Origin of the sequence: Puniceibacterium sediminis (genome assembly GCF_900188035.1) — a bacterium.
GTDB lineage: Bacteria > Pseudomonadota > Alphaproteobacteria > Rhodobacterales > Rhodobacteraceae > Puniceibacterium > Puniceibacterium sediminis.
The window spans coordinates 66,420-89,173 of sequence record NZ_FZNN01000001.1; the positions used below are offsets into that span (position 1 = coordinate 66,420).

24 protein-coding genes and 1 other RNA gene are annotated in these 22,754 nt (G+C 62.9%); 19 read left to right on the plus strand and 6 right to left on the minus strand.

The genetic code is table 11. The annotated features are described in order from the left end of the window. Window positions 1-52: 52 nt before the first annotated feature. Together ypfJ and CHB75_RS00345 are read left to right on the plus strand one after the other, a co-directional pair. Window positions 53-886 (plus strand): KPN_02809 family neutral zinc metallopeptidase, encoded by an 834-nt coding sequence (ypfJ, locus tag CHB75_RS00340; RefSeq protein WP_089268532.1) that lies wholly within the window; start codon window positions 53-55, stop codon window positions 884-886. A 4-nt stretch (window positions 887-890) separates the two neighbouring features. Next, window positions 891-1,403 carry a protein-tyrosine phosphatase family protein gene (locus CHB75_RS00345; RefSeq protein WP_089268533.1) on the plus strand — a complete coding sequence of 171 codons (513 nt, stop codon included), beginning with the start codon at window positions 891-893 and terminating at the stop codon, window positions 1,401-1,403. A 133-nt stretch (window positions 1,404-1,536) separates the two neighbouring features. Here CHB75_RS00345 and ffs read toward each other — a convergent pair. From ffs to CHB75_RS00365, 4 genes are all read right to left on the minus strand, one after another. Next, window positions 1,537-1,634, minus strand: an RNA gene (gene ffs, locus CHB75_RS00350) — signal recognition particle sRNA small type. A 48-nt stretch (window positions 1,635-1,682) separates the two neighbouring features. Further along, on the minus strand, window positions 1,683-2,333 hold the full coding sequence (locus CHB75_RS00355; RefSeq protein WP_176439031.1) for an HAD family hydrolase: 651 nt from the start codon (window positions 2,331-2,333) through the stop codon (window positions 1,683-1,685). Continuing rightward, complete coding sequence (locus CHB75_RS00360; RefSeq protein WP_089268535.1) at window positions 2,330-2,668, minus strand: hypothetical protein; 339 nt, start codon at window positions 2,666-2,668, stop codon at window positions 2,330-2,332. Before CHB75_RS00360 ends, CHB75_RS00355 begins: the two co-directional genes overlap by 4 nt. Window positions 2,669-2,920: 252 nt before the next feature. Next, a complete protein-coding gene (locus CHB75_RS00365; RefSeq protein ID WP_089268536.1) occupies window positions 2,921-4,900 on the minus strand; it encodes a bifunctional 2',3'-cyclic-nucleotide 2'-phosphodiesterase/3'-nucleotidase in 1,980 nt (659 codons plus the stop codon). Window positions 4,901-5,151: 251 nt separating this feature from the next. Between CHB75_RS00365 and nudC the strand changes: the two genes are divergently transcribed. From nudC to CHB75_RS00385, 4 genes are all read left to right on the plus strand, one after another. Beyond that, entirely contained in the window at window positions 5,152-6,123 is a 972-nt protein-coding gene (gene nudC / locus CHB75_RS00370) for an NAD(+) diphosphatase (RefSeq protein ID WP_089268537.1), read from the plus strand. Between the two features lie 159 nt (window positions 6,124-6,282). Next, window positions 6,283-7,128: a fumarylacetoacetate hydrolase family protein gene (locus CHB75_RS00375; protein ID WP_089268538.1), complete on the plus strand. Its 846-nt coding sequence runs from the start codon at window positions 6,283-6,285 to the stop codon at window positions 7,126-7,128. 3 nt (window positions 7,129-7,131) lie between these two features. Beyond that, window positions 7,132-7,956, plus strand: coding sequence for a DUF4198 domain-containing protein (locus tag CHB75_RS00380; RefSeq protein ID WP_089268539.1), 825 nt, complete (start codon window positions 7,132-7,134; stop codon window positions 7,954-7,956). Further along, complete coding sequence (locus CHB75_RS00385; RefSeq protein ID WP_089268540.1) at window positions 7,953-9,365, plus strand: FAD-binding oxidoreductase; 1,413 nt, start codon at window positions 7,953-7,955, stop codon at window positions 9,363-9,365. The genes CHB75_RS00380 and CHB75_RS00385 overlap by 4 nt, the downstream gene beginning before the upstream one ends. Window positions 9,366-9,401: 36 nt before the next feature. On the opposite strand, the gene hemC is transcribed toward CHB75_RS00385, so the two are convergent. Further along, the gene (gene hemC, locus CHB75_RS00390; RefSeq protein ID WP_089268541.1) at window positions 9,402-10,364 is read right to left on the minus strand and encodes a hydroxymethylbilane synthase; all 963 of its coding nucleotides are present in this window, start codon (window positions 10,362-10,364) and stop codon (window positions 9,402-9,404) included. 115 nt (window positions 10,365-10,479) lie between these two features. Here hemC and hemE point away from each other — a divergent pair, with 115 nt between their 5' ends. The 5 genes from hemE to CHB75_RS00415 all read left to right on the plus strand — a co-directional run bounded on the left by hemE (window position 10,480) and on the right by CHB75_RS00415 (window position 15,849). Continuing rightward, the gene (gene hemE / locus CHB75_RS00395) at window positions 10,480-11,508 is read left to right on the plus strand and encodes a uroporphyrinogen decarboxylase (RefSeq protein WP_089268542.1); all 1,029 of its coding nucleotides are present in this window, start codon (window positions 10,480-10,482) and stop codon (window positions 11,506-11,508) included. A gap of 204 nt (window positions 11,509-11,712) precedes the next feature. Next, entirely contained in the window at window positions 11,713-12,648 is a 936-nt protein-coding gene (locus CHB75_RS00400) for an ABC transporter ATP-binding protein (protein ID WP_089268543.1), read from the plus strand. After that, the gene (locus CHB75_RS00405; RefSeq protein ID WP_089268544.1) at window positions 12,645-13,406 is read left to right on the plus strand and encodes an ABC transporter permease; all 762 of its coding nucleotides are present in this window, start codon (window positions 12,645-12,647) and stop codon (window positions 13,404-13,406) included. Before CHB75_RS00400 ends, CHB75_RS00405 begins: the two co-directional genes overlap by 4 nt. A gap of 190 nt (window positions 13,407-13,596) precedes the next feature. After that, a complete protein-coding gene (locus CHB75_RS00410; protein WP_089268545.1) occupies window positions 13,597-14,829 on the plus strand; it encodes an MFS transporter in 1,233 nt (410 codons plus the stop codon). A gap of 150 nt (window positions 14,830-14,979) precedes the next feature. Further along, window positions 14,980-15,849, plus strand: coding sequence for a 50S ribosomal protein L11 methyltransferase (locus tag CHB75_RS00415; RefSeq protein WP_089268546.1), 870 nt, complete (start codon window positions 14,980-14,982; stop codon window positions 15,847-15,849). A gap of 287 nt (window positions 15,850-16,136) precedes the next feature. Here the strand turns inward: CHB75_RS00415 and CHB75_RS00420 are convergent, their stop codons facing one another. Further along, window positions 16,137-16,400 (minus strand): DUF1127 domain-containing protein, encoded by a 264-nt coding sequence (locus tag CHB75_RS00420; RefSeq protein ID WP_089268547.1) that lies wholly within the window; start codon window positions 16,398-16,400, stop codon window positions 16,137-16,139. A 316-nt stretch (window positions 16,401-16,716) separates the two neighbouring features. Between CHB75_RS00420 and ruvC the strand changes: the two genes are divergently transcribed. The 8 genes from ruvC to CHB75_RS00460 all read left to right on the plus strand — a co-directional run bounded on the left by ruvC (window position 16,717) and on the right by CHB75_RS00460 (window position 22,723). Beyond that, a complete protein-coding gene (gene ruvC, locus CHB75_RS00425; RefSeq protein WP_089268548.1) occupies window positions 16,717-17,208 on the plus strand; it encodes a crossover junction endodeoxyribonuclease RuvC in 492 nt (163 codons plus the stop codon). Further along, on the plus strand, window positions 17,205-17,873 hold the full coding sequence (ruvA, locus tag CHB75_RS00430) for a Holliday junction branch migration protein RuvA (RefSeq protein ID WP_089268549.1): 669 nt from the start codon (window positions 17,205-17,207) through the stop codon (window positions 17,871-17,873). The genes ruvC and ruvA overlap by 4 nt, the downstream gene beginning before the upstream one ends. A 27-nt stretch (window positions 17,874-17,900) precedes the next feature. Further along, window positions 17,901-18,926: a Holliday junction branch migration DNA helicase RuvB gene (gene ruvB, locus CHB75_RS00435; protein WP_089268550.1), complete on the plus strand. Its 1,026-nt coding sequence runs from the start codon at window positions 17,901-17,903 to the stop codon at window positions 18,924-18,926. A 122-nt stretch (window positions 18,927-19,048) separates the two neighbouring features. After that, the gene (locus CHB75_RS00440; protein ID WP_425439476.1) at window positions 19,049-19,684 is read left to right on the plus strand and encodes a hypothetical protein; all 636 of its coding nucleotides are present in this window, start codon (window positions 19,049-19,051) and stop codon (window positions 19,682-19,684) included. A 145-nt stretch (window positions 19,685-19,829) separates the two neighbouring features. Further along, on the plus strand, window positions 19,830-20,219 hold the full coding sequence (gene ybgC, locus CHB75_RS00445) for a tol-pal system-associated acyl-CoA thioesterase (protein ID WP_089268959.1): 390 nt from the start codon (window positions 19,830-19,832) through the stop codon (window positions 20,217-20,219). 150 nt (window positions 20,220-20,369) lie between these two features. Continuing rightward, window positions 20,370-21,065, plus strand: coding sequence for a protein TolQ (gene tolQ / locus CHB75_RS00450; protein ID WP_089268551.1), 696 nt, complete (start codon window positions 20,370-20,372; stop codon window positions 21,063-21,065). Between the two features lie 3 nt (window positions 21,066-21,068). Continuing rightward, complete coding sequence (gene tolR, locus CHB75_RS00455) at window positions 21,069-21,545, plus strand: protein TolR (RefSeq protein WP_089268552.1); 477 nt, start codon at window positions 21,069-21,071, stop codon at window positions 21,543-21,545. Window positions 21,546-21,556: 11 nt separating this feature from the next. Next, window positions 21,557-22,723, plus strand: a complete 1,167-nt coding sequence (locus tag CHB75_RS00460) for a cell envelope biogenesis protein TolA (RefSeq protein ID WP_089268553.1) — start codon at window positions 21,557-21,559, stop codon at window positions 22,721-22,723. Window positions 22,724-22,754 lie beyond the last annotated feature (31 nt).

The window sequence follows — 22,754 nt, forward strand, 5'->3', positions numbered from 1 at the left end:
GGGGACATGGGTCGTGTATCATCGCGGCGGGTGATGATCAGGGGGAAGATATATGCGTCTCAGAGGTGTGCGCGGCAGCCGCAACGTTGAAGACCGGCGTCGGTCGGGTGGCGGCGGCAAAGCAGGCATCGGCGGGGTCGGCTTGCTCGTGGTTCTGGCGATAGGCTATTTTGCCGGGATCGACGTCACACCACTGCTAAGCCAGCTGCCGCAAGAAAGCTCGGCTCCGCGCGAGCTTAGCGCGGCCGAAGAACAGGCGGGCGAATTCTCCGCGCAGGTTCTGGCCACCACCGAAACAGTCTGGGATCGTCTCTTCGCAGAACAACTGGGCGCGGAATATGCGCCACCCATCATGGTCCTTTATTCCGGGGTCACGCAGTCACCCTGTGGCGGCGCGAGCGGGGCGACTGGCCCGTTCTACTGCCCGGCCGACAACAAGGCCTACCTCGATACGGATTTCTTTGCCACTCTGGCGCAGGAGTTGGGCGCGCAGGGCGATTTTGCCGCCGCCTATGTCATCGCCCACGAAGTTGCGCATCATGTGCAGGACGAATTGGGCATTCTGGGCGAGGTCAACAGGCTGCGGCAGTCCGCCTCTGAGCGCGACGCCAATGCACTGACCGTGCGGCTGGAGCTTCAGGCGGATTGTCTTTCGGGGGTCTGGGCGCAGTCGGTCAATGGCATTCTGGAGCCCGGCGATCTTGACGAGGCCTTGAATGCCGCAAAGCGGATCGGCGACGATTATCTGCAAAAGCGCGCAGGACGCGTCCCGCAGCCGCACACCTTTACCCATGGGACGTCAAAGCAGCGGTCTTCATGGTTTGCAAAGGGGTACAACAGCGGGCAGATCGACACCTGCGATACCTTCGGCGCGGCGGAGCTTTGAGGCGATGACGGTGATGCATGCCGTTCATGTGGGGGACGGGATCCTCGCAATTGCGCCGCTGCCCGGGTCGGATGGCACCTATGGCGAAGACCTTGAGCATATCCATGGCTGGGCACCTGCCATCGTCATTTCCCTGACCACCGAGGTTGAGATGATTGGTGGGGGCGTTCGGGATCTTGGCGCGCGCCTTCAGGATCAGGGCACCCGCTGGGTGCATCTGCCGATCGAGGATTTCGATACGCCCGGGGCGGCCTTTCTTCAGGCTTGGCCAAAGGTGTCGGCGCAGGTGCTGGCTGCATTGGCCGGGGGTGGCCGGGTGTTGATACATTGCCGGGGCGGTTGCGGGCGATCTGGCATGGTAGCGTTGCGCCTGATGATCGAGGCCGGAGAGGCCCCGGACGAGGCGCTGGCGCGGCTTCGGCATGTTCGGCCCTGTGCGGTGGAAACGGATGCGCAGATGGCCTGGGCGATGGCGGCAACTCGGGGGCGTGCGATTTTCGTGCGCCATGCCGAATAGGCGAAACCTGCACATGTGAATCGGTGATCGGCGTAATGGGGCGCGGAAAATCTATTCCTGCGCCGCCTGTGGTGCGTTTTCAGGAAACGCAACCTATGCGGCACGTTTCAAGTCGCTGTGCGACCTGAAACTTAGGTGAGAGGCTGACAACGACCCAAGCGGGGCTCGTTACGGCTGCTTCCTTCCGGATCTGACCGGGTTGGCGAGGCGCCTGCCCGCGCCAACCCCTCGACGGACTACATAGGGTCTGAAAATCGGATTCGCAACCCGGCTTTCACATCAGTTGAATCCAGCGGCCCGGGCACCCGCAAGCAGGCTTGGTGCGACGTGGTGCGCATGATGCCCGGCGGTAGGAAGCAGATCAGGGACCTGTACCACGCGCATCCCGGCGGTGTGGGCGGCTTGCGCGCCGGTATCGCTGTCCTCGAAAACGAGGCACGCGGTCGGGTCAACCTCAAGACGCTGCGCCGCCAGCAGATAGGCGTCAGGTGCGGGTTTCGCGCGTGTGACGCAGTTTACGGTGACGACGGTGGAGAAGTATTTGTCCAGACCGGTCAGGCTGATCTTTTCCTGTGCAGAGATTGATTGCGATGAGGTCACGATTCCGCAGGGGATTTCCCGCGCTGCGAGGTCGTTCAGAAGGGCCAGCGCACCGGGTTTGAGGTCGATCCCCGCTGTGTGCAGGCGCCTTGCTTCGATGGTCCAGTGGTGATCCAGCGCGTCCAGGTCGAGATTCGGCAGTTGCGCACGCAGGATTGCATCCCCGCTGTTGCGATCCTTGCCGATCAGCTGGTGCAGGAAGGTCTGCTCGACAGCGTGGCCAAGGGCGGCAAAGGCGGCCTGCCCGGCAGCAATGCTGAGGCGTTCGCTGTCGATCAGGGTACCGTCAAGGTCAAACAGGACAGCGCTGTAGTTTATGCGCTGGCTCATTTCGGCGCAAAGCCGCCGGGGCAGGTGAAAGTATTGAAAGCGCCGTAGCATGTGGCGCTGCGATCAAATCCCGTGACGGTAACGACGGCATAAAAGGTGCGATCTTCATAGGTTGTCTTCAAACCCGCGCGAACCAGATCGTAGCAGCCTTCGGGGTTGAGACGGCAGCCCATCAACGCGGCAGAGGTCACTGCATCCTTGCCCTTGAGATCCTTGGATGCAAGGGAGTCCAGAAGCGTAGCGCGCAACGCGGATTCGGCCCGGTCTTCGTTCGGGAGAGTGAGCCATGCACCCAGCAATCCAAGGGCGAGGAGCAGGACGATGAGGCGCAGCATGGGGATATCCTTTGGCACAGTTTCGGCGCTGCATAGACCATGCAGCCAACCCGGTGTCGAGCGGCCCGCGCCGAAAGGGGCGATTACAGCTTGGCGCTCAGTGGCGCTCCCTACATCTCAAGCGTGTTTCATGCGGGCCTCGACAGCGCACGGAGTCCGCGCCGACGCTGGCATGAACCGCTTCAACACAGGAAGCCCGCACAAGGCCACAAGCCTGTATGCGGGCGCCGTAATTTAATATGTGCCGTGCCGCTAAAGCAGAATGCGGAACTGCGCGAACCCTTCTGCGGTGTCGCCCGCGTCCTCAAGCGTGAGGCTGGAAACCTTGTCGGCGTAGTCACGCGCCTTTGGCCCCGTCTCGAACATGACCGAGGTGCCGGGCATCGGCACAAACGACCAGTTGGCATCGGCGGAGGGGTTGATGGTGCCCTGTTCGACGATGTAGCGCACGATCACGTCGCGGTTGGTGTCGGGCGCCTCGAACACGACGGTATCGCCCAAGGCACCGGGAAAGGAACCGCCGCCGCCCGCGCGATAGTTGTTCGTGGCAATGATGAATTCCTGACCCGGATCGACCGGGGCGCCGTTATGAGCCAGAGACACGATGCGCTGCGCCTCTGAGTTCAGCAGCACGCCTTTGGGATCGAATTTCGACGGCTGCGACAGGTCGATCTGATAGGTCACCCCGTCGATCACGTCGAAATTGTAGCTTGGAAAGTCCGGGTTCAGCAGCGGCTGATCTGCCTTTCCGGCTGCCACTTGGTTGAACATCCCAGCCGAGCGTTCCAGCCAGTCCTTCACCTCGGCACCCGTCACTTTCACCGCGCGGACGGTATTGGGATACAGGTAAAGGTCGGCCACGTTCTTGATCGCCACATCACCGGCGGGCACATCCGTGTAGTATTCCGCGCCGCCACGTCCGCCGGCCTTGAAAGGCGCGGCAGCTGAAAGGATCGGCAGGCCCTCGTATTCGGTGCCTTGCATCATTTCGGTGATGTACCATGTCTGCGCGATCGACACGATCTGAACCGATGGGTCATCCGCCACCAGCGCAAAGTAGGAATGCAACGGGGCAGAGGTCTTGCCAACCGCGCGGCGCACATAGGCCAGCGTTTCCTCGTGTTCCTTTGCGGTCGCGGCAATCACGGCGGGATCGCTTTCCACCAGCGCGGTGATGCTGCGGTCTTCGTTGCGCTGCGAAATGGGGCGCGCCTCAGAGGTGCTGGAGACCACCCGCCAGACGTTGCCTTCGCGTTCCAGCAGCAGATCGATCACCCCGAGGTGACTGCCCCAGAAACCGCCCATGGCGGCGGGCTTGCCGTGGATGGTTCCCTTGGTCACGTCGACGCCGGCATATCCGTCATAGGTCGGCGAGGGGAAGACGAGATGCGAATGGCCGGTCATCACGGCATCGATGCCATCAATCGCCGCGACGGGGACAGAGGCGTTTTCCATGCCTTCGGTCGGTTGCGCTGCGCCGATACCCGAATGGGACAGGGCGATGATGATATCGCAACCGGCCTCTTTCATCTCGGGCACCCAGGCTTCTCCCGTGGCGACGATGTCGCGTGCCTGCACATTGCCTTCGAGGTTCTTGCGATCCCAGTTCATCACCTGCGGCGGGGTGAAGCCGATCACGCCCACCTTGATCGGATGGGTGTTCCCGGCGCCGTCGGTGACGGTGCGGTCCAGGATCACGTAGGGTTTGAACAGTGTCGTGTCATCGCGCGGCCCCGCGCCGGATTTGGTGGCGATGTTGGCCAGCACGATGGGGAAGTCCGCCCCGGCGGTCGAATTCATCAGGAAATCGAGCCCGTAGTTGAATTCATGGTTGCCGATGGTCCCGGCATCATATCCCACGGTGTTCATGGCCGTGATGACCGGGTGCATGTCGCCGGCCTTCATTCCCCGCTCATAAGCGATGTAGTCGCCCATCGGGTTGCCCTGCAGAAAGTCGCCGTTGTCCAGCAGCAGGCTATTTGTCGCCTCGGCGCGGATGTCGTTGATGATTGCCGCAGTACGGGCAAGACCGACAGTATCCACGGGCTTGTCGGCATAATAGTCATACGGGTGGACGTGCACATGCAGGTCGGTCGTTTCAAGAAGCCTCAGATGTGCCTGCCCGGTTGCGGCAAAGGCGGAATAGGGATGCAATGCGATCAAGGCGCTGCTTGCGGCAGTGCCCGCCAACAAGGCGCGACGGGTAAGTTTTGAGGACGAGGAGGCTGACATGCTGGGTTCCCGAATCTGAGGTCGATGACAGGATAACGACAATTGTGACAGCCGGTATGGCGGTGCTGCCTAACCTTGGGTCAGACAGGCGGGCCCCCCTAGCGTTGACTTGCACTAACCGGGGTTTACCAGCGGTTGACAGTAAGAGTTTTTGCCGCGGGCGAAAAAAAGTCAACGAAGAAAGGCATTTGCCTCCGGTGCGCGACCATGGCATGGAAATTGTGCAACCACGGGTCAGGAATAGGTGCGGCATGCGGCATGCAGAAGAAGTGACATTCGGCGGCTCGGCACTGGACCGCGCGGCAGAATTGCGCGGGGATATCCCGGCGCTGGCGGCAGCACTGCTGGCATCCGATACACGCACGATACTGATGTGGCAGGGCAAGCCTCTGGTAAGCGGGGATGAGGGCGCGCAGGAGTTGGTACGCCTGCCGCTGGATCATCCGGTTCTGGCCGAAGCCCGTGCCGAGCCGATCCTGTTGGGCCGCGAAGACGGCGCGGCACGCTTCGCCCACGATATTTCCAATTGGCAACCCGAAGGGCAGGACCTCGGGCAGTTGGGCGGTTTTTCGGACCTTAGCGAACAGGTGCACCCCAGCCTTGCCCCCGGTCAGCGCTTTGCCGAACTGCGGCGGGTGATGACCGGCCTCAGCCCCCGCGATGCTGAACTTGCGGCCAGCGCAAAGGCGATCCTTTCCTGGCACTCCCGGCATGGGTTCTGTGCGTGCTGCGGGGCGGCATCGGACATCGCTTCGGCCGGATGGCAACGGGTCTGCCCGGCCTGCGGCGCGCATCATTTCCCGCGCACCGATCCGGTGGTGATCATGCTGATCCTGCGGGGCAATTCGGTGCTTTTGGGCCGTTCGCCCGGCTGGCCCAAGGGAATGTATTCCTGCCTTGCCGGTTTCGTCGAACCCGGTGAGGCGATCGAGGCAGCAGTGCGCCGCGAGGTGTTCGAAGAGGCCGGCGTTCAGGTCGGCGCGGTAAGTTACCTCGCCAGCCAGCCCTGGCCGTTTCCCGCCTCGCTGATGATTGGGTGCCGGGGCGAGGCGCTGAGCGACAAGATTGTCATCGACCCGGTCGAGATCGAAGAGGCACGCTGGGTCAGTCGCGAAGAACTGGCCGTGGCCTTTGCCGGGCAGCACCCGGAAATCCTGCCGGCCCGTAATGGTGCAATTGCTCATTTCCTGCTGCGCAACTGGCTTGCGGATACGCTGGACTGAGGCACATCTGTCCGCTGCGCTTTGCGTCTTCTGGTCAAGTGTCGAGAGGCTGCGCAGATTGAGTCGCAGCCCCAGGAGCATCCCTGACGTGTCCACCAATTGAAGTCGCGCCAATTCCCTTTAATGTTGCCTGAAACGGAGTGAGGGAGCGAGCGAGCCATGAAATTTCTGAGATACGGACCTGCGGGCGCGGAAAAGCCGGGAATGCTTGATGCTTCGGGCGGATTGCGCGATCTGTCGGCGCATGTGATGGACCTTGCGGGCATTTCATTGCTGCCGCAGAGCCTTGCGGCGCTCGCCGCGCTGGACCCGGAAGACCTGCCATTGGTCCATGGCACCCCGCGCATCGGACCCTGCGTCGGCGCAGTGGGCAAGTTCCTGGCGATCGGGCTGAACTATGCCGATCACGCCGCCGAGGCCGGCATGGACCTGCCACAGGAACCGATCGTCTTTTCCAAAGCGACATCCTGCATCGTCGGCCCCAATGACGATGTGGAAATTCCGCGCGGATCAACCGCCACCGATTGGGAGGTCGAGCTGGGGTTCGTCATTGGCAAAAAGGCGAAATACGTGACCGAGGCCGAGGCACTGAACCATGTGGCAGGCTATTGCGTGATCAATGACGTCAGCGAACGCGATTTCCAGATCCGCCGTTCCGGTCAGTGGATCAAGGGCAAATCGGCCGATACCTTCGGGCCCATCGGACCGTGGCTGGTGACTCCGGACGAGGTCGGCGATCCGCAGGATCTGGCGCTGTATCTTGACGTGAATGGCGTGCGGCGTCAGGACGGCACGACCCGGACGATGCATTTCACCGTGGCCCAGATCATCGCGCATCTGTCGCAATTCATGACGCTGCATCCCGGAGATGTGATCGCAACCGGCACCCCGCCCGGGGTAGGCATGGGGATGAAACCCCCGCTCTACCTGAAGGCCGGGGATGTCATGGAACTGGGTGTCGCGGGGTTGGGTGTGCAGCGCCAGCAGGTCAGAGGGTCGGATTAGAGCATGTCATTTCTGAAAATCCTCACCTCGAAATTCACGTTCGCGGCCACGCTGTTGGCTGCTTTGCCCGCGACGGCGCATGAATTCTGGATCTCTCCGGTAGAGTATCAGGTGTCGGCCGGGACCACGCTTCTGGCCGATATTCGGGTGGGGCAGGGCTTTGAAGGGTCCGCCTTTCCCTATGTACCGGGGAATTTTACGCGTTTCGATCTGGTGCGCGGTGACGACGTGATCCCGGTCGAGGGCCGCGCCGGGGATCGTCCAGCGCTGAACATGGCGGCAGAGGGCGAAGGTCTGGCGGTCGTGGTGCATGTGACCAGAGACTACTCCCTGACCTATCCCAAATGGGAAACCTTCGTGGGGTTCACGGAACACAAGGATATCACCTGGGCCCAGGAGCGTCATCTGGAACGCGGTCTGACGAAACAGTCGGTCAAAGAGCTATACACCCGTTTTGCCAAGAGCCTGATTGGCATTGGCGACGCCAAGGGTGCAGACCGTGAAGTGGGTCTGCGGACCGAGATTGTGGCCGAAACCAACCCCTATACCGACAATCTGTTGGACGGATTTGCGGTGCGGGTTCTCTACGAGGGCAAGCCGCGCGCCGATGTGCAGGTAGAGCTTTTCGACAAAGCCCCGGGCGAGGCCAAGGGTGTGTCGACCTATCACCGCACGAATGATCAGGGTCAGGTCATTCTGCCGGTCGAGGCGGGGCACGAATATCTGGTGGATTCGGTGGTATTCAACGAATTGGATCCCACCACGCATGATGGATACGCGTGGGAATCGCTTTGGGCGTCGCTGACCTTCAAGGCCCCTGTGCCATGAGCGACGTTCTTGGCGCGCTTCGGCGTGCGGTTGGGAATGGCGCGGTCCTGACCGGCGCCGACGCCGCGCCGTGGTCGCAGGACTGGACCGGCGCCTATCACTGGACGCCGCTTTGCGTGGTGCGCCCCGCTTCGACCGCAGAGGTGTCGGCGGTGATGAAGGTGGCGTTTGATGCGCGGATGCCGGTGGTGCCGGTCTCGGGGAATACCGGGCTTGCCGGGGGCACTTTTGCCGAGGGTGCGATCATGCTGTCGCTCGACCGGATGAACCGCGTGCGCGAGATCCGGCCCGAGGCACGGATTGCGGTTGTCGAAGCGGGTGTGATTCTTGCCAATCTGCACGAGGCGGCACTGGCAAAGGGGCTGGTGTTTCCGCTGACCTTTGGTGCGCGCGGGTCCAGCATGGTGGGTGGTTTCCTTAGCACCAATGCGGGAGGGTCGAACGTGCTGCGCTATGGCAATACTCGCGATCTGGTACTGGGGATCGAGGTGGTGATGGCCGACGGTCAGGTGATGAATCTGATGTCTGAACTGCACAAGGACAACTCGGGTCTGAACCTGAAACACCTGATGGTCGGGGCAGAGGGGACGCTGGGTGTGATCACGCAGGCGGTGCTGAAGCTCGTGCCAAGGCCCGCCGCCACGGCCACCGCGATGGTGGCGGTGGCGTCTCTGGACGATGCACTGTCGCTACTGAATGCGCTGCAGATGGCAACCGGTGGCGCGGTTGAGGCATTTGAATACATGCCGCAGGCGTATCTTGAGGTATATGCCCGCCACAACCCGCAGTCCCGTCCGCCCTTCGATACCGAACATGCACATTGCATCATGGTCGAAATCGCCGCCACAGCCCCACGGGATGCAACGCCCGGACCCTACGGAGAGGTGCCGCTTGTGGGATATCTGGAGGAGGTATTGGGTGACATGCTGGAAAGCGGCAGGGTGCTTGATGCGGTGGTGGCCCAGAACGAAGCGCAGCGCGCCGAGATATGGGAGAGGCGCGAGGCGGCGGGGTCGCTGCTGGTCAGCCGCAATCCGATGGTCAACAATGACATCGCCGTACCGCTGGACAAGGTATCGGTCTTTCTGGACCGGATGAACCTGCGTCTGGCGGTTCTGGACCCGCAGGCGGAACTGATGCTGGTGTCGCATCTGGGGGATGGGAATGTGCATTATACCGTTTGGCCCGGAAACCCGGACCCCGTGCATTGCGATGCGATCATGGAGGCGGTCGAAGAGGAGGCGCTAGCCTTGGGTGGGTCGTTTTCCGCCGAACATGGGATCGGGGTCACCAAGCGGCCCAGCATGGCGCGGCGCAAGGACAAGGTGGCAGTTTCGGCGATGAAGGCGATCAAGGCAGCGCTTGATCCCCGCGGGATTCTCAATCCGGGCAAGGTGTTCCCGGATTAACGACGCAGGCCTCTTGCGGGGCCTGCGCGGGCTGCTTTAGACCTTCGGTGCGCCGGTATGCCAGTCGAAAAAGCCCGGACCGGCGGTGCCCAGCAATTCCGCCGCCAGATCGCGGCCCATCTCGGCCCCGTCCGCAATTGGCCCCTCGCGCCGACCGGGATGAGCCACCGATCCATCGGGCCGCAGCACTTCGCCGCGCAGGTTCAACGTACCGCCGTCGAGTTCTGCAAGGCCAGCAATCGGCGTTTCGCACGACCCGTCGAGCCGCGCGAGAAAGGCGCGCTCGGCCGCAAGGCGCTGGCCGGTGGGGATGTGGTGGATGGCCGACAGCATCTCGGCAACGCGGTCGTCGGACGCGCGTCGTTCAATCCCGATGGCGCCCTGCGCAACGGCGGGCAGCATGTCGTTGGTGGCGATGGGGGTGTGTGGCACGCCCGGGATCTGCATCCGGTTCAGCCCGGCCATGGCCAGAAAGGTGCAGCTCGCCACGCCATCGGCAAGCTTTTTCAGGCGTGTCTGCATGTTGCCGCGGAATTCCACCACTGTCAGATCCGGCCTGCGGTGCAGCAGTTGCGCACGGCGGCGCAGGGACGATGTGCCGACCACCGCGCCCGGGGCCAATTCGGCAATGCTGCTGAACTCGGGTGAGATGAAGGCGTCGCGCACATCTTCGCGCGGCAGGTAGGTGTCAAGCAGCAGGCCGCCCGGCTGCAGCACCGGCATGTCCTTCATCGAATGCACGGCGATGTCGATGGCGCCAGACAGCAGGTCCTCTTCGATCTCGCGGGTGAACAGGCCCTTGCCGCCGATCTCTTTCAGCGGGCGATCCAGTATCCGGTCGCCGGTGGTCTTGATGACGACAATCGAAAATGCCTCGTGCGGCAGATCGAAGGCCTGGGCAAGCCTGTCGCGAGTCTCGTGCGCCTGCGCCAGCGCCAGCGGTGAACCGCGGGTGCCGATGCGCAGGGGGGTGGCGGGGGTGGGCAAATCTGTTCTCATGGCACAGCCATAACGGCGACAAGTTGGACTGACAATCCTTCTCCCGGGCCTTGTCCCGGGTTGACATATCGGCGCTGGCATCGGACCAACCTGCAAATCGAAAAGGACGTTTCCCATGACCAAGACCATCCTGCGCGCGCTGGCGGGCGAAACTCTGCCAACGCCGCCGATCTGGATGATGCGCCAGGCCGGCCGCTATCTGCCCGAGTACAAGGCGACACGCGCCCAGGCGGGTGACTTCCTGTCCCTGTGCTACAATCCCGAGCTTGCCGCCGAAGTCACCCTGCAACCGATCCGCCGGTATGGGTTCGACGCGGCGATCCTGTTCGCTGACATTCTGCTGCTGCCGCAGGCACTTGGCGCCGATCTGTGGTTCGTGACCGGCGAGGGCCCGCGTCTATCCACCATCACGTCTGAATCGGATTTCGCCGCGCTGAAACCGGTGAGCGCCATCGATGACACGCTGTCCCCGATCTACGAGACCATCAAGATCCTGCGCCGCGAACTACCCGAAGAGACGACGCTGATCGGCTTTGCGGGCGCGCCCTGGACGGTGGCGACCTATATGATCGCAGGGCAGGGTACACCGGATCAGGGGCCTGCCCATGCGCTGAAGGACGGCAACCGCGCGTTGTTCGAACAGCTTCTGGACAGGATTACCGAGGGCACGATCGAATACCTGTCGCGTCAGATCGACGCCGGGGCCGAGGTCGTCAAGCTTTTCGACAGCTGGGCCGGATCGCTGAAGGGTGCGGATTTCGACCGCTATGCGAAAGAACCCGCGCGCATCATCACGCAGGAGCTCAAACGGCGGCACCCGGGCATTCCTGTCATCGCCTTTCCGCGTCAGGCTGGTGAGGGATATATCGGGTTCCATGCGGCGACGGGCGCAGATTGCGTGGCGGTGGACGATAGCGTGACGCCGGAATGGGCGGCAGAGCATGTGCAGGTTTCGGGATGCGTGCAGGGCAACCTCGCCTCGTCCCACATGGTGACCGGTGGTGATGCGCTCGTGGCAGCGACGCGGCGGGTGGTAAAGGCGTTTTCCAAGGGGCCGCATATCTTCAATCTGGGGCATGGGATCACCCCGGACGGGAATCCCGAGAATGTGCAGCTGATGATCGACACGGTGCGCGGGAGCTGAACGCTGTTTTGGGGGGGCTGCCGCCGCAGCCCTGACGGGCGGTTCCCCCGGAATATTCTTTGGACAGATGAAATGTCGGGATAGCTCTGAGAGTGTCGTGTCAGTTGGCTGGCAAGGGCCGGACGGGCACAGGGGCTACGCGGATTTGCACATTGCGCTGTGAGGCGATCGGATTAGGTTGCCGACAGGATTCGGAGGTGCGCTATGACGGCGATCGTGCAGATTGACGATGTCAAAAAGGTCTACGATGGCGGGTTCGAGGCGCTCAAGGGCGTCACCCTGAACATCGAGGAAGGTGAAATCCTGGCGCTGCTTGGCCCGAACGGGGCAGGCAAAACGACCCTGATTTCAACCATTTGCGGGATCACGCAGGCCACATCCGGCACCATCCGGGTGGGGGGGCATGACGTGGTCACGCAGTACCGCGCGGCGCGGTCACTTGTGGGTCTTGTCCCGCAAGAGGTGAACCTGGAACCGTTCGAGAAGGTGTGGAACACTGTCCGGCTTTCGCGCGGGCTGTTCGGCAAGGCCAAGGATGATGCGCTGATCGAGAAGATCCTGCGCCAGCTGTCGCTGTGGGACAAGAAGGACACGCCGATCCGGGCACTGTCTGGCGGCATGAAACGGCGGGTGCTGATCGCCAAGGCGCTGAGCCATGAGCCGCGTGTTCTGTTTCTGGACGAGCCGACGGCGGGCGTGGACGTGGAACTGCGCCGGGACATGTGGGAGATCGTGGCCAAGCTGAAGGCGGATGGCGTGACGATCATCCTGACCACCCATTACATCGAAGAGGCCGAGGCGATTGCCGACCGGATCGGGGTGATCAACAAGGGGCAGCTTTTGCTGGTCGAAGACAAGGACGCGCTGATGACCCGGATGGGGCAAAAGCAGCTGCGGATCGAGCTTCAGGAGAGGATTTCCGAGATTCCTCAGTCACTTGGAGAATTCAAGCTGGAGCTGGCCGAGGACGGAGATTCGCTGATCTATTCCTATGACACACGGGCCGAGCGAACCGGGATTGCCAAGCTGATGGCGGCGATGAGCGCGGCGGGGCTGGTGCTGCGGGATTTGCGGACCAGTCAGAGTTCGCTTGAGGACATCTTTGTCGGGCTGGTTCAAGAGACGGGGGACGCGGCATGAACTGGGAAGCAGTCAAGTCGATCTACTTCTTTGAAATGGCGCGGTTCTTCCGCACGCTGATGCAGAGTTTCATTTCGCCTGTCATCTCGACCTCGCTCTATTTCGTGGTCTTTGGCGCGGCCATCGGCAGCCGGATCGAAGAGGTCGAGGGCGTGTCCTATGGTGCCTTCATCGTGCCGGGATTGATCATGCTGAGCGTGATTACCCAAGCGATTTCAAATGCTTCGTTCGGGATCTATTTCCCGAAATTCATCGGCACGATCTATGAACTGCTGTCCGCGCCGATCAATTTCCTTGAGATCGTGATGGGCTATGTGGGGGCGGCGGCGACCAAGGCGATGTTCATCGGCCTTGTCATTCTGGGCACGGCCGCGCTGTTCGTGGACCTGAGCATTCAGCACCCGTTTGCGATGCTCGCCTTCATGGTGCTGACCTGTCTGAGCTTTTCGTTGCTGGGCTTCATCATCGGCATATGGGCTGGAAACTTTGAGCAATTACAACTGGTTCCGCTGCTGATCGTGACGCCGCTGGTGTTCCTTGGCGGGTCGTTTTATTCGATTTCGATGCTGCCTCACGCATGGCAGACGGTGGCGTTGTTCAACCCGGTGGTCTACCTGATTTCCGGATTTCGCTGGGCGTTCTTTGGCTCGGCAGATGTACCGATCGGCCTCAGCCTGCTGGCGATCGGGCTGTTCACCGGGCTGTGTCTGGGCGCGATCTGGTGGATTTTCCGGACCGGTTGGAAGATCCGCAACTGAGCAGTTTTCACTGGCTGGCAACCGTATGGAACGCGTATGGAAACCGTATGGCTGGCGTATGGCTAATTGCGTTTTGGCGACTGGCCCGCGCAAAAGCAGCCTTGCGACGGGCCAGCGGGTGGCATTCGCGTATTTGGAAAGAGAAGACGCCGGGAAGATTTGATCCGGCCTGAAAAAGTGAGGGCGTGAGATGAGGCGGATTGTGCGGCTGGCGGATGCCGGGGATTTGCCGATTTGGCGGCGGCCTGTGACCTTGCTTTTCCTCATGGCCATCGCGATGCCGCTGTCCTTTGCGACCTGGTCGGCGCTGCTCAACAATTTTGTCATCGACGCGGCGCAGTTCGACGGGGCCGACATCGGCTGGCTGCATACGGTGCGCGAGATCCCCGGCTTTCTGGCCGTTGGTGTGATCGCGATCATCATCTTTGTCCACGAACAGGTTCTGGCGCTGGTAGCACTCACGCTGCTGGGATGCGCGACGGCGGTGACGGCGTGGTTCCCGCATCTGAGCGGCATCCTGACCATCACGATGCTGAGTTCGATCGGGTTTCATTATTATGAGACGGTCAACCAGTCGCTGCAATTGCAGTGGTTGCCGAAGGGGCGCGCGCCGCAGATGCTGGGGCTGCTGCTGGCCGCCGCGTCGGGGGCGACGCTGGTCGCCTATGTGCTGATCGTGATGACCTGGAAGGCCTTCGATCTGTCCTACAACTTTGTCTACATGGTGTCGGGTGGGGCGACCCTGTTGATTGTCGGCTTTTGTGCCTTTGCCTTTCCCCGGTTCGAGGCACCCAATCCGCAGATCAAGAAGATGATCCTGCGGCGGCGGTACTGGCTGTATTACCTGCTGCAATTCATGTCAGGCGCGCGGCGGCAGATATTCGTGGTCTTTGCCGGGTTCATGATGGTCGAGCGGTTCGGGTTCGAGGTCGACGAGGTGACGGGGCTGTTCCTGATCAACCTTGTGGCCAACATGATCTTTGCGCCCCTGATGGGGCGGGCGGTGTTCCGGTTTGGCGAACGCAACACGCTGATGTTTGAATATACCGGGCTGGTCCTGGTCTTTCTGGCCTATGGCGGGGTTTACTGGTTTGGCTGGGGCGTGGTGCTGGCGGCAGCGCTGTATGTGGTCGACCATATGTTCTTTGCGCTGGCGCTGGCGCTGAAGACCTATTTCCAGAAGATCGCGGCCCCGGGGGATATTGCGCCGACGGCGGCGGTTGCGTTCACCATCAACCACATCGCGGCGGTGTTTCTGCCGGCGCTGCTGGGGTATCTGTGGCTGGTATCGCCGGGGTCCGTATTCCTGCTGGCGGCGGGGATGGCGGCAACGTCGCTGGGCCTTGCGCTGATGATCCCGCGCCACCCGGAGCCGGGCAACGAGACGATATTTTCCCGCGGGCTGCCGGCACCGGCGGAATAGCCGACGGGCTGATGGTCTGCAGGGCGGGGGGCCAGCGGGGCGGGGGGCTTGCGGTGTGGGCGTTTGCGTGTGTAAACGACGCATCACTTCTGGCAGGGCCTTGCGGCCTGTCTGGCACACTGGTCCCGGTTCGGGGGAAATGGCGCGACAATGACAACCTTTACGGCCCTGACGACCCTGATGGGCAAGGACGCAGCTGAAGCCCTTGGCGAGGCCATGGAAGCGCTTTGGCCCGAGCCCACCGGCGTTGGCGTTTTCGAGATGGAAGACGGATCGGGCCTGTGGGAGATCGGCGGCTATTTCGAAGAGCAGCCCGAAGAGACCGAGCTGGCGCTGCTGGCGGCGGCCTATGGAGCGCGGCCCTTTGCGATTTCCGAGGTCCCCGAGACGGATTGGGTGGCCAAGGTGCGCCGCGAGTTGGTGCCGGTCGAGGCCGGTCGGTTCTTTGTCTACGGCAGCCATGACGCGGACAAGGTGCCCGAGGGCTGCGAGCCGCTGCTGATCGAGGCGGCGATGGCCTTTGGCACCGGGCACCACGGCACGACGCTGGGCTGTTTGCGCGCGCTGGACGAATTGGCGACGGGCGGCTTTGTCGGCAAGAGCGTGGCCGACATCGGTTGTGGCACGGCCGTGCTGGCGATGGGCGCGGCGCGGATCTGGCCCGGTCCGGTGCTGGCCAGCGATATCGACGAAGTTGCGGTCGACGTGGCCGAGGCGAATGTGATCGCAAACAAACTGACCGGTCAGGTGAAATGCGTCGAGGCCACAGGGTTCGAGCATCCCGACCTGCTGGCGGCGGCACCTTTTGATCTGGTCTTTGCCAACATCCTCAAGGCCCCGTTGATCGACCTGGCACCCGATATGGGACGTCATATCGGCGCGCAGGGCTATGCGATTCTGTCGGGCATTCTGAACGAACAGGCGGATGACGTGATTGCCGCCTACGCCGAGAACGGCATCGCCCTTGTCCGGCGTCAGGAAATTGGCGAGTGGACGACGCTGACGCTGCAAAAGGCCTGATCTGCTTCGCGCCGTTTGTCGGGCGGCGGGACCGGGTTGTTTGACGCATTGCCGACGCGGTCTGTCAGTTTGCCAGTCAAAGGCGCCTTGGGTGTTGGCCGGTGTCGGGCAGGGGCCGTTGCTGGGCCAAATGAAGGCTATATGAGTTCAAGCGATATTTGCGCGTCACCTGTAACAGGGTGGCGCGCCTTTTTTGTGGGTTTGTCAGCCACCGGCGGGGCGGCAGACACGAAAAGGCCGCGTTCCAGCAAAGGAACGCGGCCTTGTTCACCCGATTGGGCGAATTTTCAGGTGCGGGAGACCATGTAGATCTCGCTGCGGGTCAGGCCGATATCGTCGAGTTCACGATCGGACAGACGCGACAGGCTCTTGTGGGTGATGCGGGCATCGTTCCAGGCAGAGACAGCGCCGAAAGCCGACTTGAACAGTTCAGCGATCTGAACCGACAGGCCTGCGCCGCTGCGGGTGCGCGGGGTGTCCAGCGCGGAGACGAAAATGTTACCGATCAGACCAGCATGGCCAAAAGAGCGCGACGTATCAAAAGCAGCCATAATCTTGATCCTTCTCATAAAGCGGGCATTGCGTTTTGTTGATGCTCATCTAGTAGGCGGTTTGTGAACGTACAAGCCACCAAAATTGCATGGGTTACATGCAAAAAACGCATAGCAAAAATAGTGGTTAAGAAATTGTTATCTTTGACAAAATTATGACAGCGGGGTGTTTTGAATCGTACGTATGCAGACAATTTGGCAAGGTCCGTGTCGCCTATGTACGGGTAGTGTCGTTTTCGGGCCGCGTGCAACAGGGCTTGGCGCGTGTTCGCGTTTCGTGCTAACCCTCTGCGAAAATATATAAAAGGCGACAGGCATGCGGGTATTGGGCATTGATCCGGGGTTGCGCAACCTTGGCTGGGGCGTGATCGACGTCGATGGGAGCCGACTCAGGCATGTCGCGAATGGGGTTTGCACCAGTGCCGGGCCCGAACTGGCGCCGCGGCTGCTGTCCTTGCACTTGCAACTGACCGAAGTTCTGCACCGTTATGCACCCGAGGTGGCGGCGGTTGAGCTGACATTCGTGAACAAGGATGCCGTGGCGACGCTGAAGCTGGGGCAGGCGCGGGCGATTGCATTGCTGGTGCCTGCACAGTTCGGGCTGGAGGTCGGGGAATATGCGCCTAACAAGGTCAAGAAGACGGTTGTCGGCGTGGGCCATGCGGACAAGGCGCAGGTGCTGCACATGGTGAAGATGCAGCTGAAAGACGCCGAGATCCACGGCCCCGATGCGGCGGATGCGCTGGCGATTGCCATTTGTCACGCGCATCACGCCCGGGTGCCTGCCCTGCGGGAGTTGCGGGAATGATCGGGCGTATCGCGGGGCGGGTCGAATACAAGGGCGAAGATCACGTGCTGATCGACGTGCGCGGCGTCGGCTATATCGTCTATTGTTCGGACCGGACCATGGCGGCGCTGCCCGGCCCGGGCGAGGCGGCGGCGCTGTTCACCGACCTGCTGGTGCGCGAGGATCTGTTGCAGTTGTTCGGGTTCCTGTCGCTGGTGGAAAAGGAATGGCACAGGTTGCTGATGTCGGTGCAGGGGGTCGGGGCCAAGGCGTCGCTGGCCATTCTCGGCACGTTGGGACCGGATGGCGTCAGCCGCGCGATTGCGCTGGGGGATATCAACGCCGTCAAGGCGGCCAAGGGCATCGGCCCCAAGACGGCGCAGCGTGTCGTGCTGGAGCTGAAGGACAAGGCGCCGGTGGTGATGGCCATGGGCGCGGCGGTGGCGCCATCGCCTGCGGATGATCTGGGCGAGGTGATCGAGGTTGCGACGCCCAAGGCCCGGTCGGCGCCATCGCCACGCGCGGCCCCTTCGGCGCAGGCCGAAGCCTTGTCGGCGCTGGGGAACCTGGGGTACGGCCCCGGTGAAGCGGCGGGTGCGGTGGCGCAGGCGGCGGGCGATCTGCCCGACGCGCAAACACCGGATCTGATCCGCGCGGCGCTGAAGCTGCTGGCGCCAAAGGCATGAATATTCTGGATCAAAGCGGGGTGAGCCATGGCCGAGCCTGACCCGACCCTGCGCCCCGAAGCGCAGCCCGAGGATTTTGACCGCGCGCTGCGGCCTCAGATGCTTGACGATTTTGTCGGGCAGGCCGAGGCCAAAGCCAACCTGCGTGTGTTCATCCAGTCCGCCCGGATGCGCGGCGAGGCGATGGATCACACGCTGTTCCACGGGCCGCCCGGATTGGGCAAGACGACGCTGGCGCAGATCATGGCGCGCGAGCTGGGCGTGGGGTTTCGCATGACCTCGGGTCCGGTGCTGGCCAAGGCCGGCGATCTGGCGGCGATCCTGACCAACCTTGAGGCGCGCGATGTGCTGTTCATCGACGAAATCCACCGGCTGAACCCGGCGGTCGAGGAGGTGCTGTACCCGGCGCTTGAGGATTACGAGCTGGATCTGGTGATCGGCGAGGGGCCTGCCGCCCGCACGGTGCGGATCGAATTGCAGCCCTTTACGCTGGTCGGGGCGACGACGCGGCTGGGCCTGCTGACAACGCCGCTGCGCGACCGGTTCGGCATTCCGACGCGGTTGCAGTTCTATACCGAGGACGAGTTGCACTCCATCGTCACGCGCAATGCGATCAAGCTGGGCGTTCCGGCCGAGGATGGCGGCGCGCGCGAGATTGCCCGCCGCTCGCGCGGCACGCCCCGGATTGCCGGGCGGTTGCTGCGCCGCGTGGTGGATTTCGCGGTGGTCGAAGGCGACGGTGTGGTGACCAAGGCGCTGGCGGATTCATCGCTGACGCGGTTGGGCGTGGATCATCTGGGGCTGGACGGCGCGGACCGGCGGTATCTGCAACTGATTGCCGATAATTACGCGGGCGGTCCGGTGGGCATCGAGACACTGAGCGCGGCGCTGAGCGAAAGCCGTGATGCGCTGGAGGAAGTGATCGAGCCCTTCCTGCTGCAACAGGGGCTGATCCAGCGGACGCCACGTGGGCGGATGCTGGCGCAAAAGGCCTGGGATCACATGGGGCTGCCGATGCCGAAACCGGCGGGGCAGAGCGATCTTTTCGGCTAGGGACGCGCCTTTGGAAAGCGAAGAAGCGGGGGGAGTACACGCAGATCCCCGACGGTGCGATTGATTTCCGCCCGTCAGCTATGCGAGATGCGCGTCGAATCCAAAGACGTGAGGCAGGGCGAATGCAGGATCTGACACAGCAGGACATAGAGGCGCTGTTCACCCGCGCCGATGGCAGTTACCTTTTTGCGCGCTGGTCGCGTGCACTGGCGCCGGTGGTTTTCGGGATCGAGGCGGAAAGCTTGCCGGTAATCAAGGGCGCGATCGAGGCCGTGGCGGCGCTGGCGGGCCTTGAAACGGTTGAGATGGACCCCGAGTTGGGTTCGAACCTGATGGTGTTCTTTTGCCGCGACTGGGCGGAACTGCCCGAGGTCCCCAACCTGGAAAAGCTGGTGCCGGATCTGGTGCCGCTGGTGGCGCGGTTGCAGGGCGCCGGGGCGAACCAGTACCGGGTCTTTCGCTTCGATGCCGCCGGTGCGATCCGGGCGGCCTTTGTGTTTCTGCGCATGGATGATCAGCTTGCTGCGCTGCCCGCCGAAGAACTGGCGCTGAGCCAGGCGGTGCAGACGGTATTGCTGTGGTCGGACAGGGCCTTTGTCGACCGCTCGCCCTTGGGTCAGTTGGCGGATGGCCGCGTGGTTCTGCGCCCCGAGATCGGCGCATTGATCCGCGCCGCCTATGATCCGGTGATGCCCGCCGTGGCGCAGGACAAAAGCCACGCCCTGCGGCTTGCCGCGCGGATGCTGCCGCAGGACTGAAGCCCCGTTCCATCTGCCTGAAAATATCCCGGCGGAGTCGTCTGTATAGACGGTGCTGGCAGCGCCCCCGAACGCGTGGTTGCACGGGGGGCAGCCGCTGCCTAGGGTGCGGGAAACGCCCCCGAACTGCATGAGGCCGATGCCGATGACGCACAGATTTCCCGTCCGGGTCTATTACGAAGACACCGATATGGCCGGCGTCGTCTACCACGCCAATTATCTGCGCTATATCGAACGTGCCCGCAGCGACTGGGTCCGCGAGTTGGGCATCGACCAGAATGCGATGCGCGAAGAGGATGGCCTGGTCTTTGCCGTGCGGCGGGTCGAGGCGGACTATTTGTTGCCCGCAAAGTTCGACGATACCCTTGAAGTGCGCACGACGATCCGCAGCGTGACAGGGGCCCGGCTGATCATGGGGCAGGAGGTCCGGCGCGGCGAAGAGAGGCTGTTTCTGGCCGAGGTCACGCTGGTCTGCATCAACGATACGGGCCATCCCGCACGGCTGCCGGCGAATATCCGCCTGCTGCTGCACTGAACGGGCGCAAAACGTCCTTTTGCCCCGCTTAAAACACGTCTTTGGGCGGCCGGATGACGGCATTGTGTTGGCCTTGGCCCTGCAAATCAGGTATGGACGGCCCTAATCAGAGCCGCGACAGAGTGGCCGAACCGGATAAAGAGCAGGCATATGGAAACGCAGACCCTTGCACTCGCGAGCGAGATCGATTTCTCGATGTGGGCGCTGTTCGCACGCGCGACGCTGACCGTGAAACTGGTGATGACCTTGCTGATGATCGCATCGTTCTGGTCATGGTCGATCATCATTCAAAAGCAGATCGCCTACCGCAAGGCGCGGCGCGAGGCGGCGGTGTTCGATCAGGCGTTCTGGAGTGGAGAGCCGCTGGATGAGCTGTTCGACCAGATCGGGGTCGAACCTTCGGGGCGGGCGCAAAAGGTCTTTGTCGCCGGGATGATGGAGTGGCGGCGGTCGCACCGTGCCGATGGCGGTCTGATTGCGGGTGCACAGGCGCGGATCGACCGGTCAATGGACGTGGCCATCCAGAAAGAGGCCGAAGACCTGCAAAAGGGTCTGCCGGTTCTGGCGACCACCGGATCGACGGCACCGTTTGTCGGTCTGTTCGGGACGGTCTGGGGCATCATGCACGCCTTTATCGAAATCGCGCAGCAGCAGAACACCAACCTGGCCGTTGTCGCCCCCGGTATTGCCGAGGCATTGCTGGCCACGGGTCTGGGCCTGCTGGCGGCGATCCCGGCGGTCATCTTTTACAACAAGCTTTCGGCGGATGTGGACCGGATCATCGGCGGCTACGAGGCCTTTGCCGACGAATTCTCGACCATCCTGTCGCGCCAGCTGGATTCCTGAGCCATGGGTGCGGGCGTCGTGAAATCAGGTGGCGGGGGCGGACGGCGCGGGCGTCGTCGCGGCGGGCGTGCGCAGCCCATGGCCGAGATCAACATCACGCCTTTCGTGGACGTGATGCTGGTGCTGCTGATCATCTTCATGGTCGCCGCGCCGCTGCTGACCGTGGGTGTGCCTGTCGAGCTGCCCAAGACGGCCGCCAATGCGCTGCCGTCCGAGAACGAAGAGCCGCTGACCGTCACCATTGATGCCAGTGGCGTCGTGATGATCCAGACGACCGAGGTCGCGCGCGATGATCTGGTGAACCGCCTGCGGGCCATTGCGACCGAACGGTCGGACGACCGGGTGTTCCTGCGCGCGGACGGGGCTGTGCCATATGAAACAGTCGCCCAGGTGATGGGTGCGCTGAATGCCGGTGGATTTTCGTCCATCGGGCTTGTGACGGATATTGGCGGGCCGGCCCTTGATGGGTCGGGACGCTAGGGCGCGGGCTTTTGAACACGGGTCAATATATATCGGGGGCGGGCCATGCCGCGCTGATCCTGTGGGTGTTGCTCGGGGGCGTATTCGTCTCCGATCCGCCGCCCATGGAGGTGAGCGAGGTGCAGGTCCTGTCCGAGGCCGAGTTTGCCGCGATTACGGCCGCGTCACAGCCCCCCGAAAGCACGGTTGATGTCGCAGCGCCCCCGGCACCAGAGGCAGAGCCTGTTACTGAACCCTCACCGACCCCGCCGCCGCCTGATCCCACGCCTGCGCAGGTGTCAGAGCCGGAGCCGACCCCGGCACCGGAACCCGAACCCGAACCTGCCCCGGTTGCACCGCCACCGCCACCGCCCGCCGATGTGAGCGACACGGCACCGGTGATGCAGCCACCAGCCGAGGAGACCGTGCGCCTGCCGGACACTTCGCCCCGCCCGCAGCCGCGCCCATCGCCGCGCGTGGCCCCGGAACCCGTTGCGCCGCCTGCGCCCGACACCGAGGTCGCCCCGGATGTGCAGGAGGCGGTTGTGCCTGACGAAGCGCCCGCCGAAGTCACACCCGAGCCGGAACAGCAGGCAACGGCCCCCGAAGAGGCCGCGACCGAGATTGTGACCGAAGCCACGGAACCGCCAAGTTCCGCGCCGGATGTATCGGTGCGGCCGCGTACAAGGCCGGCCCTCGCGCCGACCCCTGCGCCGCAGCAGACGGCAGAGGCCGCGCCCGAGAAGCCAGCCGAGAAGCCGGTTGAAAAGCCGGCGGCGGAACCGGCGCAGACCGACACGGCGGATGCTGTCGCGGATGCCTTGGCGCAGGCGCTGGCCGGGGGCACAACGTCGTCGCGGCCCGACATTCCAACCGGCCCGCCGATGACCAGCGGCGAAAAGGATGCCATGCGGGTCGCGGTCCAGCAGTGCTGGGTTGTGGATTCAGGCAGCCTTGCATCGAATGTGACGGTGACGGTCGCGGTCGAGCTGGAACAGAACGGCCGAGTGATTTCGGATTCGATCCGCATGATCCGATCCGAAGGCGGGTCTGGGGCGGCGGTCGATGTGGCTTTTCAGGCGGCGCGGCGTGCGTTGCTGCGGTGCCAGGGCGACGGTTATCGCCTTCCGGCAGAAAAATACGGACAATGGCAGAACATCGAGATGACCTTTGATCCGGACGGCATGCGGATGCGCTAGGAACGGGGGACGCTGATGCTGTCGTGCCATT